Source organism: Brucella cytisi (genome assembly GCF_038433355.1).
GTDB classification, from domain to species: Bacteria; Pseudomonadota; Alphaproteobacteria; order Rhizobiales; family Rhizobiaceae; genus Brucella; species Brucella cytisi.
The window spans coordinates 93,487-110,221 of record NZ_JBCAUP010000012.1 but is presented as its reverse complement, the minus strand read 5'-3'; the positions used below and the strand labels follow the sequence as shown (position 1 = coordinate 110,221).

Below are 16,735 nucleotides of genomic sequence, written 5' to 3'. Positions count from 1 at the left end.
GCACCATCATGTTTTCATTATTGACATAAGTGTACAGTCCGCCTTAGCGTTCCGAAAAATATCCATAAATGGGAACATGTGTGATGTCGAACGATCCGCTTTTACAGCCCTATAAGCTCAAGCATCTCGTGCTCAGGAACCGGATCATCGTCACCTCACACGAACCCGCCTATCCAGAAGACGGAATGCCCAAGGAACGCTACCGCGCCTATACAGTAGAGCGGGCAAAAGGCGGGGTAGCCCTTACGATGACAGCCGGTTCTGCGGCCGTGTCGCGGGATAGTCCACCCGTGTTCAATAATCTTCTGGCCTACAAGGACGAGATTGTTCCCTGGATCAGGGACATGACCGATGCCGTGCATGATCAAGGTGCGGCGATCATGATCCAGCTCACTCATCTGGGTCGGCGTACCCGCTGGGACAAAGCTGACTGGCTGCCGGTCGTCGCGCCCTCGCATCATCGAGAGCCCGCGCATCGCGCTTTTCCCAAAAAACTCGAGGACTGGGATATCGAGCGCATCATTACCGATTTCGCCGATGCCGCCGAACGCATGAAGGCGGGCGGCATGGATGGTGTAGAACTGGAGGCCTATGGTCATCTCATCGACCAGTTCAACTCGCCGCTCACCAATGAGCTCGACGGTTCCTACGGCGGTTCGCTTGAAAACCGCATGCGGTTTTGTTTCGACGTCTTTCGAGCGATACGCAAGCGTGTCGGTGACGATTTCATTCTCGGTGTTCGTTATACCGCCGACGAAACCCTGCCCGGGGGAACGGACAAGGCTGAGGGGATGGAGATTTCGCGTTGCCTGAGGGACAGCGGCCTGATCGATTATCTCAACATCATTCGCGGCCATATCGATACCGATGCGGGCCTCACCGATGTGATACCAATTCAGGGTATGGCCAGCGCGCCGCATCTCGATTTTGCTGGCGAGATACGCGCGGCGACCGATTTTCCGACCTTCCACGCTGCCAAGATTCAAGATGTTGCTACGGCGCGTCATGCCATTGCATCAGGCAAGGTTGACATGATTGGCATGACCCGGGCCCATATGACCGATCCGCATATCGTGCGAAAGATAATGGAAAAGCGCGAGGACGATATCCGTCCATGCGTCGGTGCCAATTATTGCCTTGACCGAATTTATCAGGGCGGTGCCGCCTATTGTATCCACAACGCCGCCACGGGTCGCGAACTGACCATGCCACATGTCATCGACACGGCGACTGAGCGCCGAAAGGTCGTGATTGTCGGTGCGGGACCAGCCGGTCTGGAAGCAGCACGTGTCGCCGCCGAGCGTGGCCACGAAGTCATTGTCCTTGAAGCTTCCGCACATCCCGGCGGCCAGGTCCGCCTGACCGCTCAAAGCGAACGTCGACGCGAGATGATCTCGATTATTGACTGGCGTATGGCTCAATGCGAGAAGCACGGCGTCATCTTTCATTTCAACAAATGGGCCGATGCCGAAGCGGTTCAGGCACTCGCGCCCGATGTGGTGATAATCGCCACCGGGGGCCTGCCACATACCGAAGTGCTGGCCAAGGGCAACGAACTCGTCGTCTCGGCATGGGATATTATCGCTGCAGATGTAAAACCGGGTTCCAATGTCCTGGTCTATGACGATGCAGGCGATCATTCAGGCCTGCAGGCGGCGGAAATCATTGCACAGTCAGGTGCCAAGGTTGAAATCATGACACCTGATCGGGCTTTTGCGCCAGAGGTCATGGCCATGAACCTCGTTCCTTATATGCGCTCGTTGCAAAAGCTTGATGTAACGTTCACCGTGACGTTCCGTCTGGAGTCGGTCGAAAAGACCGGCAACCAGCTAGTCGCGCAAATTGGAAGCGACTATGGTGGTGTCGTCAAGCAACGAATTGTCGATCAGGTCGTCGTCAACCACGGCACCACTCCATTGGATGAACTATATTTCGAACTCAAACCGCTATCGTCCAATGGCGGCGAAACGTCCTATAAACAATTGCTGGCTGGCCAGCCGCAATCGGTCGTTCGCAATCCAGACGGAACATTCCAGCTTTTCAGGATCGGTGACGCTGTCGCAGCCCGTAACACTCATGCCGCGATATACGACGGTCTGCGGCTGGCAAAGGATATATGATCCGAAAATAATTCCCGATCTGAATTTCATGGAGGTTCGCATGACAGTTCGTGATGAAGCATTGCAGGCCTTCCTTGATGCGGCTGAGGCCGCGTTCGGTCAATTCGCCGGTCATGGTGAATCCAGACGTTCAATCGGTCAGATATTCGATGTACTCAAAACGCCAGGGGAACAGCGCGCGGGCGAGGGGACGCAACTGCCTGTCTGCCAGCATCTCGATGCTGCCTTTGCCATCGATGTCAAGGATCCATTGCTCCGCCGTCTGATCGCAACCTTCCAAGCGATCGCGCCTCGCCTTGACTGGCGGCGGCGTGTCGATCCCGACAGCTCGGCCAGCGCCAACTATGCGGACGGACATGGCAATGCTATGGTAGTCGGTGCTGGCGGAATTGAACAGCGTGGCGATGTGTGGATCGGCGCGACGCTGCTTGCCCCCAATGTCCGCTATCCCGATCACAACCATGCTCCTGAAGAGGTTTATCTCGTTTGCTCCGATGGCGAATTCAGTCAGGCGGACGGTGATTGGTTCTCACCGGGCATCGGTGGTTCGTTCTATAATGTTCCCGGTATCAAGCACGCCATGCGCTCGCTCGATATGCCACTCTTCGCCTTCTGGGCGCTTCTGGTGAAACGACCGGTCGACGAAAAAAATGAAACATAACATCACGGGAGGAAGAAATGAGCACGAGACTTTTACATCCTGCCATACAGGACGGACAACGAAAAGGTAACAGTCAGTTTTCCGGCGGGACACTTGCCTGCAAATGTTCCGAACGCACAGTCAAGGTTAAAGTTGCAGCCCCGATCGCCCATAACCATGCTTGTGGCTGCACGAAATGCTGGAAGCCGGAAGGTGCTGCCTTTTCTGTCGTCGCTGTCGCACCGACAGAAAAAGTTAGTGTTATTGAAAATGGCGACAAGCTTGCCGTCGTCGATCCTGGCGCCTTGATTCAGCGCCACGCCTGCAAGGAATGCGGTGTACACATGTACGGTCCCGTTGAGCGTGAACATGCATTCCAGGGGCTATCCTTCATCCATCCGGAACGGTTCGAAAACGCAGACTGGCCAGGACCGGAATTCGCAGCCTTCGTATCCTCGGTCATTGAAGGCGGCGTTGATCCCGATGAAATGGCAGGCATAAGGGCCCGGCTAAAAGAGATCGGGCTTGAACCCTATGACTGCCTCTCGCCAGCGTTGATGGATTATCTGGCGACCTGGACTGCAAAAAAGAACGGCGTCCTGCACTGATCACCGGACGCCTGTTCCATCTGCTGTATTGCTCGAAATTCTCTCCTTGTTCCTGAGAAACCCGCGAGCGCCACTTAAACGATTGCTTCGGATGCGAAACTGGCATCCGAAGTTCCTGGCGCTTTGCTTGAAGAGGAATATTTAAATGGCGCCTGACGACCATATGACCGGACAAAGTGCAGCGGTCTTCAAAGATGAGCGAAAACTCACTTATCTCAATCCAGATGGTGCGGATCGACCATTAATCAGCCCGATACCCATCGAAACACTCGATAGGGCAAGACGCTATCGCCTGGGCCGCCTCCGCTTCAAGATGCGCCAGGCAGATTGTGGAGCGCTGCTGCTCTACGATCCCGTCAACATTCGTTATGCGCTGGATTCGTCCGATATGAGCATATGGACAATGCACAATCCCTCACGCTACGCGCTTATTCTGGCAGAAGGACCTGCCATCATGTTCGAATTCGAAGGCGCGGAACATGTCAATAACGGGCTGCCTGGGGTCGATGAGGTCCGTGCAGCCAAATCCTTTCTGTTCTTCACAGCCGGCAATCTGGTTGAACAGCGCATGAAATCCTGGGCTGATGAGATCGCCGGTATTATCAAACAACATGGCGTCAATGACCGTGTTGCCGTGGATCGCCTGGAACCGGGGCCGGCGTTTGAATTGCAGGCACGCGGCTTTGTCTTGCTGGATGGTCAGGAACTGGCCGAGCGGGCGCGTTCAATAAAAAGTGCGGAAGAAATCGAACTGATGCGCTGGACCATTCGCGTATGTGAGGCAGGTATGGCGCGCATGTACGAGTTCTCCGAACCGGGCCGCACAGAGCGCGAAATCTGGGCCGAGCTTCATTTCGAAAATGCACGCAGCGGCGGCGAATGGCTCGAAACCAAACTGCTGACAGCGGGCCCACGGACAAATCCATGGTATCAGGAATGCTCCGACTACGTCACTAAACAAGGCGAGATGATCGCCTTTGATACAGATATGATAGGTCCGTACGGCTATTGCGCCGACCTGTCGCGCTCATGGACCTGCGGCCATGTCGCGATGAATGCGAAGCAGAAGGAGCTCTACGCCGCTGCCCGGGACCAGATCGACCATAATCTCTCAATCATTCGTCCCGGTGTGAGCTTCGTTGAGTTCAACGAGAAAAGCTGGCGCATACCTGAGAAATACATCCCCTATCGCTATTCGCTGGCAGTCCATGGGACCGGGATGGCCGACGAATGGCCAGGTATCCTGCTGCATCCGGATTTCGATAATGATTTCAGCGGGACGATTGAGGAGAATATGGTGCTTAACGTTGAAAGCCTGATTGCCGAAAAAGGTTCTGAAAGCATCAAGCTGGAAACCCAGATCCTGGTCACGAATAATGGTGCCGAACGACTTGATACTTTCCCATGGGAAAGGATTTAGGCATAAAGGTTTCAGACATTTCCTACGAGCCATTCCGCAAAAACGCGCGCCTTCGCTGAGGCACGCGGATGAATTTTGAGATAGAACGGCATTGGCGAAGTGATGCAATCTGGCACGAGTTGTACGAACCTTCCCTCATGCAACAGGCTTTTGACCAATCCATCCCACCCCAGAACCGCGCCAAGATCGTCTTGCGCAGTCTGTAGTGCAATCATGTAATTGTTGACGTAGAAATTACGACCCTTCGGAGCAGGCTGGCCAAGCGAAGAAAACCAGTCTGACCATTTCGTCCAATTGGTTTCTTCGCCGCTGGAATGGATCAGCGGGGCCGAAACCAGATCCTCGATTGTGGAAATGCGATATTGCTCTGCAAAGCGAGGTGTCCCAAGCGCCACGATGCGGTCGCGAAAGAGGCTGCAGCATTCGCTGCCTTCGTCGGGGATGCCATAATGGATGCTGAGGTCACAGCGGCTGGTGTCGGACGCAACGTCGCTGACAATCTGCGCAATTGTAACTGTGGGGTGGTTTTTCCAGAACGCTGAAATCTTTGGTGTCAGCCATAATGAACTCACAGCCGTCGTGGAGCGCACGGTAACGTCCACAGTTTCCGGTCTCTCCCTCAACTGGCTGACGGTTTCGGAGATGGATTCAAAGCCTCGCTGCAGCGCCACGAATAAAAATGCGCCTTTTTCCGTCAGCTCCACACCCTTGTTTTGCCGCATGAACAGGACGCATCCAAGGTCCGCTTCAAGCGCCTTTATCTGGTGACTGATTGCCGCAGGTGTCACGTTCAGTTCCTGCGCGGCTTTCTTGAAACTGAGATTACGTGCCGCAGCCTCAAAACAGATGAGCGCGGTTATGGAGGAAAGGTCATAAGGTCTGGCCACAGAAACCTCATCCGCAGTCGTGAAGCCAGCAAAGTGGCGGGGGAACCTTGAGATTACTTAAACTAATCCAGGTTGAAAAAAAGTGCTATTGTCAAAATGTGAGACGAGCCTGACAGTTTTTAGACTGGTTCAAAACAAATGGTAGGAACTCGTCATCATGAACGCTCAAGTCTCGGTACCAGAATTGCTGGCCCGTCGAAAGCCTGGCCATGCTCTGGAACAACCATTCTATACATCGCCTGACATCTATCAGATGGATCTGGAACAGATTTTCTACAAGGAATGGCTCTATGCGATTCCGGCTTGCCAATTAGCGAAACCCGGCAGTTATGTGACCATGCGCGTTGGTGCCTATGATGTGATTATCGTCAAGGGACGCGATAATGAAATCCGCGCCTTCCACAACTCCTGCCGTCATAGGGGTTCCATCATCTGCAAGGCACGCGAAGGTCAGGTCGCGAAACTTGTGTGCCCCTATCACCAATGGACCTATGAACTGGATGGCAAGCTTCTGTGGGCCAATGATATGGGGCCGGACTTCGACCCATCTACTCATGGCCTGAAATCAGTGCAGCTGCGCAATTTTGTCGGGTTGATCTACATCTGCCTGTCCACGACACCACCCTCCTTCGAACCTTTTGCGGAAATGGCGCGCCCCTATATCGACGTACACGACCTTGAGAATGCCAAGGTTGCGTATAGCTCCACCATTGTGGAGAACGGCAACTGGAAGCTGGTCTGGGAAAACAATCGCGAATGCTATCATTGCAGCAGTAATCATCCTGCGCTGTGCCGGTCCTTCCCGCTGGATCCCGAAGTAGCTGGCGTGTCGCCGGATGGCTCTGTATCGCCTGGCCTTCAGGCGCATTTCGATCGGTGTGAGGCAGCCGGTGCTCCCGCACAGTTCCGCCTGTCGGATGACGGGCAATATCGTGTTACGCGTATTCCGCTACAGGACAAGGCTGTCAGTTACACGATGGATGGCAAAGCCGGAGTTACCAAACCGCTTGGACGCGTTGCCATACCGGACGCGGGCTCGCTTCTCATGTTTCACTATCCCACCACATGGAACCATTTCCTGCCGGATCATTCACTGACTTTCCGCGTCACGCCAATTAGTCCAACGGAAACGGAAGTGACGACCACATGGCTTGTCCACAAGGATGCAGTCGAGGGCGTCGATTACGATCTCAAGCGGCTGACAGAAGTGTGGGTCGCCACCAATGATGAAGACCGGGAGGTGGTTGAGACCAATCAACGCGGGATATTCACTCCAGCTTACACGCCGGGACCCTATTCGCCCAATCAAGAAAGCGGCGTGATCCAATTCGTGGACTGGTATGCGCAATGGCTCGAGCGTTCGCTGACACCGTTTCAGATGGCTGCGGAGTGAGCTCATGCATGTGGTGACGAGGCCGAAGCTCGCATTCTGGACTGATGCGGAGGAGCTTGAATGCGTTTCTTACTTGCCGGAAGCGCCTAATGTTATGACGTTCTGCTTCCAGTCACCGTCTGGAGCGCTGTTCAGCTTCGATCCCGGGCAGTTCCTGACATGGGAACTGCCTGTTCCCGGCGGACCGGTCTATCGTACTTATACAATCTCGTCGTCGCCGTCCCGACCGACGTCGCTGACCATGACTGTTAAGGCGCAGCCGGATTCCGTTGGCACGCGCTGGATGTTCGACCACATGCGGCCAGGCATGCGGCTGCGGGTCATTGGCCCTGGCGGAAAGTTCTCCATCGCGCATCACCCGGCCGAAAAATATCTCTTCATCTCGGCGGGATCGGGTATTACGCCGATGATGGCAATGACCACTTGTCTCTACGATTCCGGTCGCGACATGGACGTGGTGTTCGTCAATTGCGCGCGCCGCCCGTCAGATATCATTTTCCGTGAGCGACTGGAGCATATGGCCTCCCGCGTCAACGGGATAGATCTCAAATGGGTCGTAGAAGACAGTGATCGCTATAGTCCATGGACCGGCTACAAGGGTTTCTTCAACCAATTGATGCTGGGCTTGATGGCCCAGGATTATCTTGAGCGGGAAGTGTTCTGTTGCGGCCCGGAACCCTTCATGCAAGCGGTGCGCGAAGCGTTGATCGGGCTCGGCTATGACATGGATCGCTACCATCAGGAAAGCTTCCACGCGCCATTGCCGGAAACCGAAGTGGTGCCAGAAGATGTAACGCCCGAACAGGAAAACAGTGCCGAAATCTGCTTTGCACTGTCCGGCGTCACGACGACGTGCTCGGAAGCAGACAGTATTCTTGCTGCTGCCCGCGCAGCGGGTGTGATGATCCCCTCCGGCTGCACCATGGGAATCTGCGGGACATGCAAGATCCAGAAACTCGAAGGACAGGTCCATATGGTGCACAACGGTGGAATCACGGATGATGACATAGACGATGGTTACATCCTCGCCTGCTGCTCGCACCCTATCGGTCGTGTAAAAGTGGGGGTATAGCGGCATGAATTATCGATCGCATCCAAAGGCGGTATCATGGCTCCTGACGCGCAACAGCCGGTGATGATCGTTTTCTATCTGACACCAACTTTTTCCTTGCTGGAGTTTTCCCTTGCCGTGGAGACGCTCCGACTGGCAAATCAGGCGCTAGGTTGCCCGGCTTATCGTTGGCGTATTGCATCGCAAACCGGTAATCAGGTGAGCTCCAGCTGCGGTGTGCCAATTACAACGACCAGTACAGTGGCAGAGGAGCGCCGATATCTCTTCAACGATTTGCGTCCTGACATGGTTTGTATCTGTAGCGACGATGTTACGGTCGGCTTTGCTGGTAAGACTTTCAAGTCGTGGTTGCTGGAATGCAACATAATGGATGTTGCAATTGGCGGCATTGGGAGTGGTTCCCATATACTGGCGGAGTTGGGCATACTTGATGGCAAAACCTGTTCGATACACTGGAAGAACGTGGAAGGCTTCGCCCGTAGTTTCGAAACAACGTCTGTGGACCCGGGAATCTATCAAGCGGATGAGGGCATCTGGACCTGTGCAGGAGGATCGGCCACGATCGACATGATGTTGTATCTCGTAAAACAGGATTTTGGGGAGCAGATAATGAGGGACGTCTGCGACCGCGCAATCAATTTGAATGCACGCGACGGCAGGACCCCCCAGAAGTTACCGTTCATGTCCTATGCGGTTGACTAGTTTATTGCGGCTATCCGGGTTGCAATACCTGGCACGTCGCCGAGCAAGGATAGCTTGGCAATCGCGTTAAAGATGAGGCGGATTGTGATTTCGGACAGGTAAAAAGATGACTTCCGACGAATAGTCAGCGACTGGCGTTGTCGCCAGTGGTCATAACCCTCTGACAGGCGGACTGCTTCGACCGAGGCAAGTGCATGAGACGTTCAACCACTTCCCGCAATTTCCAGGGTTTCATGGAACTTCTTGTTTTCGGACAAGGACGTTAATTGCCTGATCCATCTCAGTAGAACCCAGTTGAACCGAACCCGATCAACGGCTTTCCATAAAAATTCAGGTATGCAAAATCGGCATACCGATCAGCGTACTTTCGATTTCTGTTTCCGGGGTGCCGCTCGTATAAAGATGTATCATTCATCGGTGCGGCAAAAAAAAGCCAAAGGAGCATGAATATATGGCATATGTAACTGCAGAAATTCGAGCTTCGAAAGTATATCATGGATATGATGAGGAACGGAAAGCTGTCGTCGATGATCTTGGCGCAGACAAATTTGTGACAAAACTCATCAAGGTCTCAAGAATTTTGTCGGTTACCGAAGACTACATTTTTATTGAATGTCCGCACAACACCGTTCAGACGTGGGAATATAAGGGAACGCTGGAAGATTTCATGTTGAAACTTCGGCAAGCAGGTGTCGCGGCGGCGTAAGAGTTTCCCGGGCAGGGTGGGTATGGAACAATGAAAATTGCGTCCGTCAACGTTTACTATGTGCGCGGAGAAGGCCTGAAGCCCGTTCTGGTGAAAATTCAGACGGATGAAGGCATATCGGGATTAGGCGAAGCCGCCATTTCCTATGGAAGCGGTGGCACAGCTGTCGCGGGAATGATTAAAGATCTGAGCGAACGGTTTTTGCTGGGGGCTGACCCGCTGTCCATTAATCAGATCGTTTCGAATATGTACGACCAGGCGTTCTGGTTAAAGAACCCCGGAGGAATTGCTTGTGCCGGAATGAGTGCCATAGAACAGGCCCTTTGGGATATTCGCGCCAGGACGTCGAATGTGCCGGTATATGAACTCTTTGGCGGAAAAATTCGCGACGAACTACACTACTACGCGAACGGATGGTATTTCGGCGCAAAATCTGCTTCAGAGCTGATCAAAAAGGCAGCGGACGCAGTTGACGACGGTCATTATGCTCTAAAGATGTATCCACTGGCACAGATCCAACCAAATGGAACATTGCGGCATCCAACCGGACGATATTCTGACAATCTCGATGCGGTCACAGCTGGGATCGAACTCGTGCGTGCCGTCCGGCAAGTGGTTGGGCCAGATATCAGACTTATGCTCGATTTCGGTGGCGGCGTGTCTATCGCAGACACCATGCGGTTTTGTGAGCGTATCAAGGAATATGATATCGAATTTGTGGAGGAAATCACCGATCCGGGCGATCTCGGTGCATTGTCTCAAGTCGCCTCGTCGATTGATATTCCGATTGCAACTGGAGAACGGCACTATCTCAGACAAGGTTTTCGCGATCTTCTTGAGAAGCGCGTGATCAGCATATTGCAGCCGGATATAGGCAATGCCGGTGGTTTCGCGGAGGTTCATAAAATTTCAGCGATGGCTGACGCCTATGGTTTGAAGGTGCAGCCGCATGTCTGTGGAAGCTCTGTCGCAGCCAACATCGCAACCCATATGAGCGCATGTCTGCCCAATTTTTATATTCAAGAACATTTCCCGTATTGGACAGGCATATCCGGATATATTGAAGTGGCTACCGTGCCCTTTGAGCAAAAGGCCAGGAATGGACGCATTCCGATCTCGGAACAGATCGGGTTTGGAGTCGAACTCAATGAGGCTGTCGTGAAGGAACATCTTTGGGCTGTTATCCGATGAACGCCGTAATTTCAAACTGATGGGTAGGCTGCAATCCGGCATCGCTATCGTCCGCTATTTTCGTTTGCCCTCGGCACTGTTGTAGGCGAGTGTGTGCCACAACTGACGTGCTGGGGATGATATCTGATGAAAAAGCCAGGGAAACAGAACTGGGAAGTAGGGATGAACCTCATCTACTTTTCAGCCTTCCGGGCAGTAATGCTAACTGGAACGGTGAGTGCCGCTGCGGAACTTATAGGGCGAAGTCAACCCGCCGTAAGTCGGCTACTCAACAAGCTTGAAACCGAGTTGGGCGTCACTCTTTTTGAACGCAGAAAAGGATTGATCACGCCGACATCGGTTGCCCACCTTCTTCTGGATGAAATCGATCGAGCGTATACATCTCTCGATTCTTTGCGAAATTTTGCGGCAACAGTTGCCGAAGGCGAGACAAGTCGCATAACTGCGGCTGTTATGCCTGCACTTGGGATAAGTTTCATGCCCCAGGCGCTAAAGAAGTTCAAAGATAGCTGGCCCCAAACACGTATACAGCTGAATATACGGCTTTCTGCCAAGATCGAAGAATGGGCGGCGTCCCAACAGCTGGACTTTGGTCTTGCGGAGCTCCCGTTCCGCAGATCGGGGTTCCAAACAGAAGTTTTCAGCGATGCCCCTTATATTGCTGCGGTTCCACGTGACCACCATCTCGCGAGCCGCGACAAAATTGAACCACCGGATCTTCGAAACGTACCATTTGTATCATTTGCCTCATTCACCGCAGCAGGCCCGATCATTGCGCAGGCATTCCGCGCTGCGGGAGAAAAACTGGACCCGGCGTATGAAACAACGATTTCCGCTGCGGCTTATGAATTTGCCAAAATCGGTCTGGGAGTCGCGCTTATAGACCCTTACACAGCCATTCACCAATTTGATGATCGGGTAAAGCTCGTGCCATTCCTGCCCAAAATACCGTTCAACGTGGCGCTTCTTCGTCCTTACTCCCGTCCGCAAAGTCGCGTGTCGGAAGCACTTCTGGCCCTCCTGTTCAGCGAGCGAGACGCAGTTTTGGCAAAGTTGCCGCCTGTTTAACTGACTGGGAATCGGTAAGTTGCCAAAATCCCCTGTATCTAATCCATTATGCATTTACTGCATAATGGTGGCCGATTTTTCTATTTTGAGCATTCCGAATTAGCTGCTGTACTCGCCCGACGCTGAGAAAGGGAACTGTTAAATGAGTATGGAGGCGGCGCGGAACGAAAGTTATGATGTGATCGTCATCGGTGGCGGTATCAACGGCACCAGCGCCGCCCGTGAACTCTGCGCCGCCGGGTATAAGGCCCTGCTCGTTGAAAAGGGCGATTTCGCAAACGGCGCATCAAGCAGGTCGTCCAGGATACTGCACTGCGGCCTCAGATATTTTGAAACGAGGCATCCGGTCCGTACGTTCGCATCGTCGCCTTTGAAGCTGAAGAACGCGATTTCCATGGCCCGTGCCGCTATGAATGCGCGTGAGGAACTGGTGCGTCTCCAACCAATTCGATGCAAGTCCTTCAAAATGTGCTTTCCTTTATACGAAAAGGACGATTTGCGTGGATGGCACCTGGATATTGGGCTTTCGCTCCTGAACCTGTTTGGATCGGGTCGACTGCCGCTGGACTATCAACGGCACAAGCGCAACTTTGATAGCTCAGTGCCTCTGGCAAAGGACCTGAGGGATCGGAATCAACTGAAGTCGATAGCGACCTACCGTGAATACATCATGGACTGGCCCGATAGGTTTTGTGTCGATGCGGCCATCGAAGCTGAAAAGCTTGGCGCTGATATCCGCTTGTTCACCAAGGCGAGCATCAGAGCGAAAAATTCTGATGGGTTGTGGCAGGTTGATCTGGACTCGGAGCTTCGTGGAATGAGCAGTGTGTTCGCACCTGTCATTCTCAATTTAGCGGGGACCTGGATCGATGATGTTCTGCAGCCCGTGTTCAAAGAGGGGAATGATCGTCTGATTCATGGGACGAAGGGCGCGCATATAGTCGTTCGCCTTCCCGATTATTATCGTGGCCACGGAATTGCGGCGCTTAACCGATTGGGACTGCCGATTTATTGTCTGCCGTTCAGGGATGAGCTGTATCATATTGGCCCGACTGAAACCTTTTTCGAAGGTGACGCCAGTAACGTCAGGGCCGATGATACCGATATCGAGTTTCTACTCGACGAAATCAATTTTCTTCTCCCTGCTCTCAAATTAACGAAACGGAATGTCGAATTCACCTGGGCTGGTGTGCGACCGTTGACCTTCAATCCCAAAAACCCTGACGGCGACAGAGTTCGGCAAATCCATGATTTGAACGACAAGGGCCATTCGGGGATTTTTGCGATGACTGCCGGGCCGGTCATGAGCCATATGAGTGCAGGAAGGGAACTACTGGCAACGGTAGAAGCAGCTATTCCGATCCGGCGTGACCGGCACATAAGTCAAATGCAACAGACGAACCCGAAATCGGGCGCTGATGAAGGCACCTCTTCGTTACGACATTATGTCTTGCGGGAACACGCCCAGGATCTGAAAGGAATCTTCTATACCCGTAGCGGCATAGGTTGGGGGCGGCAAATAGACAAGGTCACTGCCACTAATGCGGCCAATGAAATCGCCGATCTGCTTGGATGGGAGCCAGAGCAGGTCGAGCGGGAAGTGGACAGCTTTCTTCAGTACCAACGGGAAATCCACCGTTCGGGAGAGCCTGCAAAGTCCTGACGAAACAAAAAAGAGGAGTGAACTGAAAATGGGTATGCGCAGACATCAAAATCTTGCTCTGGTGGCAGTTTCCACACTTGCTATGGCGATTTCGCTTTTTGCAAGCCAGGCTCGCGCTGATGGTGAGCGATTGAAGGAAATCCTGGAGCGCGGCACTCTGCGTGTTGGTTTGCAAGGGGCTTTCAAGCCCTGGTCTTTCCCGGGTGCAGACGGTAATCTTCAAGGCATTGAAGTTGATCTCGCCAAGAGCGTCTCGGATGCACTGGGTGTCAAACTTGAGCCTGTCATTATTACATCTGCAAACCGCATGCAGTTCCTCCAGCAGAACCGGATCGATCTGATTGTCGGCGGTATGTATGATACTGCGGAACGCCGTAAGGTCATCGGCATCATTGAACCCGCTTACTGGGCTTCTGGACCGACCTTGCTTGCCAAGAAGGGTGTCATCAAAAGCTGGGACGACATTGCCGGAAAGCCTGTATGCGGAAAGCAGGGCAACTACTATAATCAACAGGTCGAACGGCAATTGAAAGCGAAGCTGATTGCTTTTACCGGAAACTCCGAAGGTAAAGAAGCTCTGCGTGCCGGGCGTTGCATTGCATGGGTCTACGATGACGTCAGCATCATGGCTGATCTCGAGACACCGGAATGGCAAGATTACGAGATGCCTGTTCAGGCCCTCTATAATAATCCGTGGGCTGCTGCTGTCCCTCTTGAAGAACGCGACAGGGGCTGGGGTGCGTTCATGGCGGGTATGGCATACCGTTGGCAAGCTGACGGTACACTGATTGAACTCGCCAAGAAATGGAATGTTGCTCCGTCTGATTGGTTCACCGAGCAGAATAAGAAACTCCGTTGGGATACCGCCTACCTCGAGCCGAAAGAGTAAGTCCGGTGATTTCTGATCAGCAGTAGCTCGGAGTGGTGATGATCGAATATATATCAAGTTTCTTCCGCAATCTGAACGAGACAGCGGGTTTGAACTTTATCGTCTTCTATGACGACTACGAGTTCAGCCGCTTTCTCGAAGGGGCGTTGATTTCACTGCGGCTTATGGCGTTCTCCATCCTGCTGTCGCTGGTGATCGGCGTATTGGGAGCTTGGGCACAAACGTCAAGAAGCGCGATAATTCGCGTGGCGGTCGATGCATATATCCAGGCGTTTCGAAATACACCTCCGATGATCCAGCTTTTGTTCTTTTACTTCGGCCTGGGCGCGTTCACTCCGGCCGTGGACATGGGGGGATATTACGAGCCCATTATCTCTTCCTTTGGGTGGGCCGTGATCTCACTTGGTATCTTCGGCGGGGCGTTCAATGTCGAGATATTCCGGGCTGGCCTGGAAGCCGTTCCTGAAACGACAAAAGAAGCTGCTGAAAGCCTCAGCTTTTCGAATTGGCAAATCTATATGTATGTGACACTTCCACTGGCTTTTCGCATTAGCCTGCCAGCCTTGACGAATAACCTGGTGAGTTTGGCCAAAACAACCTCTCTCGCTTACGTTATCGCCGTTCCGGAGATGACTTATGTCCTCAATCAGGTTTGGTCGGACAACATCAATGTGCCTGAGATGATCCTCGTGCTTTTCGTGTTCTATGTCGCAATAGTGAGTATTCTCGCCTGGGGCCTCCATGCCCTCGAACGCCGTTTGGCATTGCCGGGGTATGGACATGAATAAGCGTGCATTCACAATCGCACCGTCGGCCTATGGCATAGCGTCATTCTCTACCGCTCTGTCGCTGCGGTACGGAATTGTTCTCGTTGTACTGTTCCTCGGATCTTTGTGTGTTGCTTATGCGCAAACGATCAATGCCGGAACGCCGACTGCAGTAGAGACACTTTTCGGCTGGATTCCGTTTATCTTGCGTGGCTTTTTGTTGAACCTCTATATGAGTTTTCTGGCGATGGCCCTGGCCACGGTTCTCGGAATTTTACTCGGTCTCATGCAAATCAGTTTGTTCTGGCCGGTAAGAGCGATTGCACGTCTGGTGACTCATCTCCTGAGAAACTCGCCCTGGCTCGTCATTCTCTTCATCGCCATGTATACGATGCCAGAGGAATTTCGTCTTCCGGGCGGGATTGTAATACCGTTCCCGGGCTGGATGAAAGCAACCGTCGCTTTTGCACTGCCCGTCATGGGCAACATAAGCGAGATTGTCCGTGGATCCGTTCGTTCCATTCCGTCGGGGCAGTGGGAATCGGCCGAAAGTCTCGGCTTTACCCGTGTTCAGACACTTTGGAATATCATATTGCCACAAAGCTTCCGGCGTTCAATACCGCCGTGGATGAACTGGTATGCGCTACTTACGCTCTCCACTCCGATGGCTTCGATTTTCAGTGTCAGAGAGTCTGTTGCCAACGCACAGGCGGCAATGGAAGCGTCGGGTGGACGACCAGAGTTTCTCTTTCCGTTCTATCTGTTTCTTCTCTGTCTGTTCTTTGCATACATCTATCCAATCGCGCTTCTGACAAGAAAACTGGAGAAAAGATATGCTGCCTGAAGAAAATGCCGAAGCGCCCCCTCTGGTTTCTCTAAAGGATGTGCATAAGGCGTATGGTGATCTGGAAGTTATCAAAGGGATCAGTCTAGATGTTCGCAAGGGCGAGGTGATCTGCATCATCGGCCCATCGGGTTCGGGCAAATCGACTCTCATTCGATGTATCAATGGTCTGAGCCCAGTGCACAAAGGCTCGATAATCGTCGACGGGCAAGAGGTGAATGATCCCAAGCTCGACAAGCTCGCATTGCGGCGAAAGGTCGGAATAGTCTTTCAGCAGTACAATCTGTTTCCACATAAAACGTTATTGCAGAACGTGATGATGGCACCGATCAAGGTCCTGCGTGAACCTAAACGGGAAGTCGAGGAGCGAGCGCGCGCCTTGATTGCAAAAGTCAAACTTACTGGCAAGGAAGACCAGTATCCCGGTCAGTTGTCAGGTGGCCAGCAGCAGCGCGTCGCCATCGCGCGAAGTCTGGCCATGCGTCCTGACGTTATGCTTTTCGATGAAGTTACCGCTGCGCTCGATCCTGAGACCGTCAAGGAAGTATTGGCGACGATAAAGGAACTCGCGTCAGACGGTATGACCTGCATCCTGGTTACCCATGAAATGGGCTTTGCACGCGAAGTGGCCGATCACATCTATTTCACGGATCGAGGTGTGATTGTCGAGCACGCTCCACCAAAAGAGTTCTTTACCTCAGCCAAGGATCCTCGGACCCAGCAGTTCTTAAGTCAGATATTCTAACCGGATAACGATACGAAAAT

At 52.9% G+C, this 16,735-nt stretch carries 16 protein-coding genes; 15 read left to right on the top strand and 1 reads right to left on the bottom strand.

The window, feature by feature from the left end; translation table 11 throughout:
- The first annotated feature begins 83 nt into the window (after positions 1-83).
- The 4 genes from AAE521_RS13280 (at position 84) to AAE521_RS13265 (ending at position 4,788) form a co-directional block, all read left to right on the top strand.
- On the top strand, positions 84-2,120 hold the full coding sequence (locus AAE521_RS13280; RefSeq protein ID WP_071632987.1) for an NADH:flavin oxidoreductase: 2,037 nt from the start codon (positions 84-86) through the stop codon (positions 2,118-2,120).
- 40 nt (positions 2,121-2,160) lie between these two features.
- The gene (locus AAE521_RS13275; protein WP_071632986.1) at positions 2,161-2,781 is read left to right on the top strand and encodes a dimethylsulfoniopropionate lyase; all 621 of its coding nucleotides are present in this window, start codon (positions 2,161-2,163) and stop codon (positions 2,779-2,781) included.
- A gap of 17 nt (positions 2,782-2,798) precedes the next feature.
- Entirely contained in the window at positions 2,799-3,368 is a 570-nt protein-coding gene (gfa, locus tag AAE521_RS13270; RefSeq protein ID WP_342061547.1) for an S-(hydroxymethyl)glutathione synthase, read from the top strand.
- Positions 3,369-3,513: 145 nt separating this feature from the next.
- The gene (locus tag AAE521_RS13265; RefSeq protein ID WP_342061546.1) at positions 3,514-4,788 is read left to right on the top strand and encodes a M24 family metallopeptidase; all 1,275 of its coding nucleotides are present in this window, start codon (positions 3,514-3,516) and stop codon (positions 4,786-4,788) included.
- An 11-nt stretch (positions 4,789-4,799) separates the two neighbouring features.
- Here the strand turns inward: AAE521_RS13265 and AAE521_RS13260 are convergent, their stop codons facing one another.
- Positions 4,800-5,675 (bottom strand): LysR family transcriptional regulator, encoded by an 876-nt coding sequence (locus AAE521_RS13260; RefSeq protein ID WP_071632983.1) that lies wholly within the window; start codon positions 5,673-5,675, stop codon positions 4,800-4,802.
- Positions 5,676-5,832: 157 nt separating this feature from the next.
- Here AAE521_RS13260 and AAE521_RS13255 point away from each other — a divergent pair, with 157 nt between their 5' ends.
- The 11 genes from AAE521_RS13255 (at position 5,833) to AAE521_RS13205 (ending at position 16,715) form a co-directional block, all read left to right on the top strand.
- Positions 5,833-7,068, top strand: coding sequence for an aromatic ring-hydroxylating oxygenase subunit alpha (locus AAE521_RS13255; protein WP_071632982.1), 1,236 nt, complete (start codon positions 5,833-5,835; stop codon positions 7,066-7,068).
- A 4-nt stretch (positions 7,069-7,072) separates the two neighbouring features.
- Positions 7,073-8,140 (top strand): FAD-binding oxidoreductase, encoded by a 1,068-nt coding sequence (locus tag AAE521_RS13250; protein WP_071632981.1) that lies wholly within the window; start codon positions 7,073-7,075, stop codon positions 8,138-8,140.
- A gap of 36 nt (positions 8,141-8,176) precedes the next feature.
- Positions 8,177-8,842 (top strand): AraC family transcriptional regulator, encoded by a 666-nt coding sequence (locus AAE521_RS13245; RefSeq protein WP_342061545.1) that lies wholly within the window; start codon positions 8,177-8,179, stop codon positions 8,840-8,842.
- 451 nt (positions 8,843-9,293) lie between these two features.
- Complete coding sequence (locus AAE521_RS13240; protein WP_071632979.1) at positions 9,294-9,548, top strand: hypothetical protein; 255 nt, start codon at positions 9,294-9,296, stop codon at positions 9,546-9,548.
- A gap of 90 nt (positions 9,549-9,638) precedes the next feature.
- A complete protein-coding gene (locus AAE521_RS13235; protein WP_342061544.1) occupies positions 9,639-10,739 on the top strand; it encodes a mandelate racemase/muconate lactonizing enzyme family protein in 1,101 nt (366 codons plus the stop codon).
- Positions 10,740-10,865: 126 nt separating this feature from the next.
- A complete protein-coding gene (locus AAE521_RS13230; RefSeq protein WP_235817689.1) occupies positions 10,866-11,807 on the top strand; it encodes a LysR family transcriptional regulator in 942 nt (313 codons plus the stop codon).
- A gap of 142 nt (positions 11,808-11,949) precedes the next feature.
- Positions 11,950-13,470 carry an FAD-dependent oxidoreductase gene (locus AAE521_RS13225; protein ID WP_342061543.1) on the top strand — a complete coding sequence of 507 codons (1,521 nt, stop codon included), beginning with the start codon at positions 11,950-11,952 and terminating at the stop codon, positions 13,468-13,470.
- Complete coding sequence (locus tag AAE521_RS13220) at positions 13,358-14,359, top strand: transporter substrate-binding domain-containing protein (protein WP_342061542.1); 1,002 nt, start codon at positions 13,358-13,360, stop codon at positions 14,357-14,359. The genes AAE521_RS13225 and AAE521_RS13220 overlap by 113 nt, the downstream gene beginning before the upstream one ends.
- A gap of 38 nt (positions 14,360-14,397) precedes the next feature.
- Positions 14,398-15,147, top strand: a complete 750-nt coding sequence (locus AAE521_RS13215; protein ID WP_342061541.1) for an amino acid ABC transporter permease — start codon at positions 14,398-14,400, stop codon at positions 15,145-15,147.
- Positions 15,140-15,970 (top strand): amino acid ABC transporter permease, encoded by an 831-nt coding sequence (locus AAE521_RS13210; protein WP_342061540.1) that lies wholly within the window; start codon positions 15,140-15,142, stop codon positions 15,968-15,970. Before AAE521_RS13215 ends, AAE521_RS13210 begins: the two co-directional genes overlap by 8 nt.
- Complete coding sequence (locus AAE521_RS13205; protein WP_342061539.1) at positions 15,960-16,715, top strand: amino acid ABC transporter ATP-binding protein; 756 nt, start codon at positions 15,960-15,962, stop codon at positions 16,713-16,715. The genes AAE521_RS13210 and AAE521_RS13205 overlap by 11 nt, the downstream gene beginning before the upstream one ends.
- Positions 16,716-16,735: the final 20 nt, after the last annotated feature.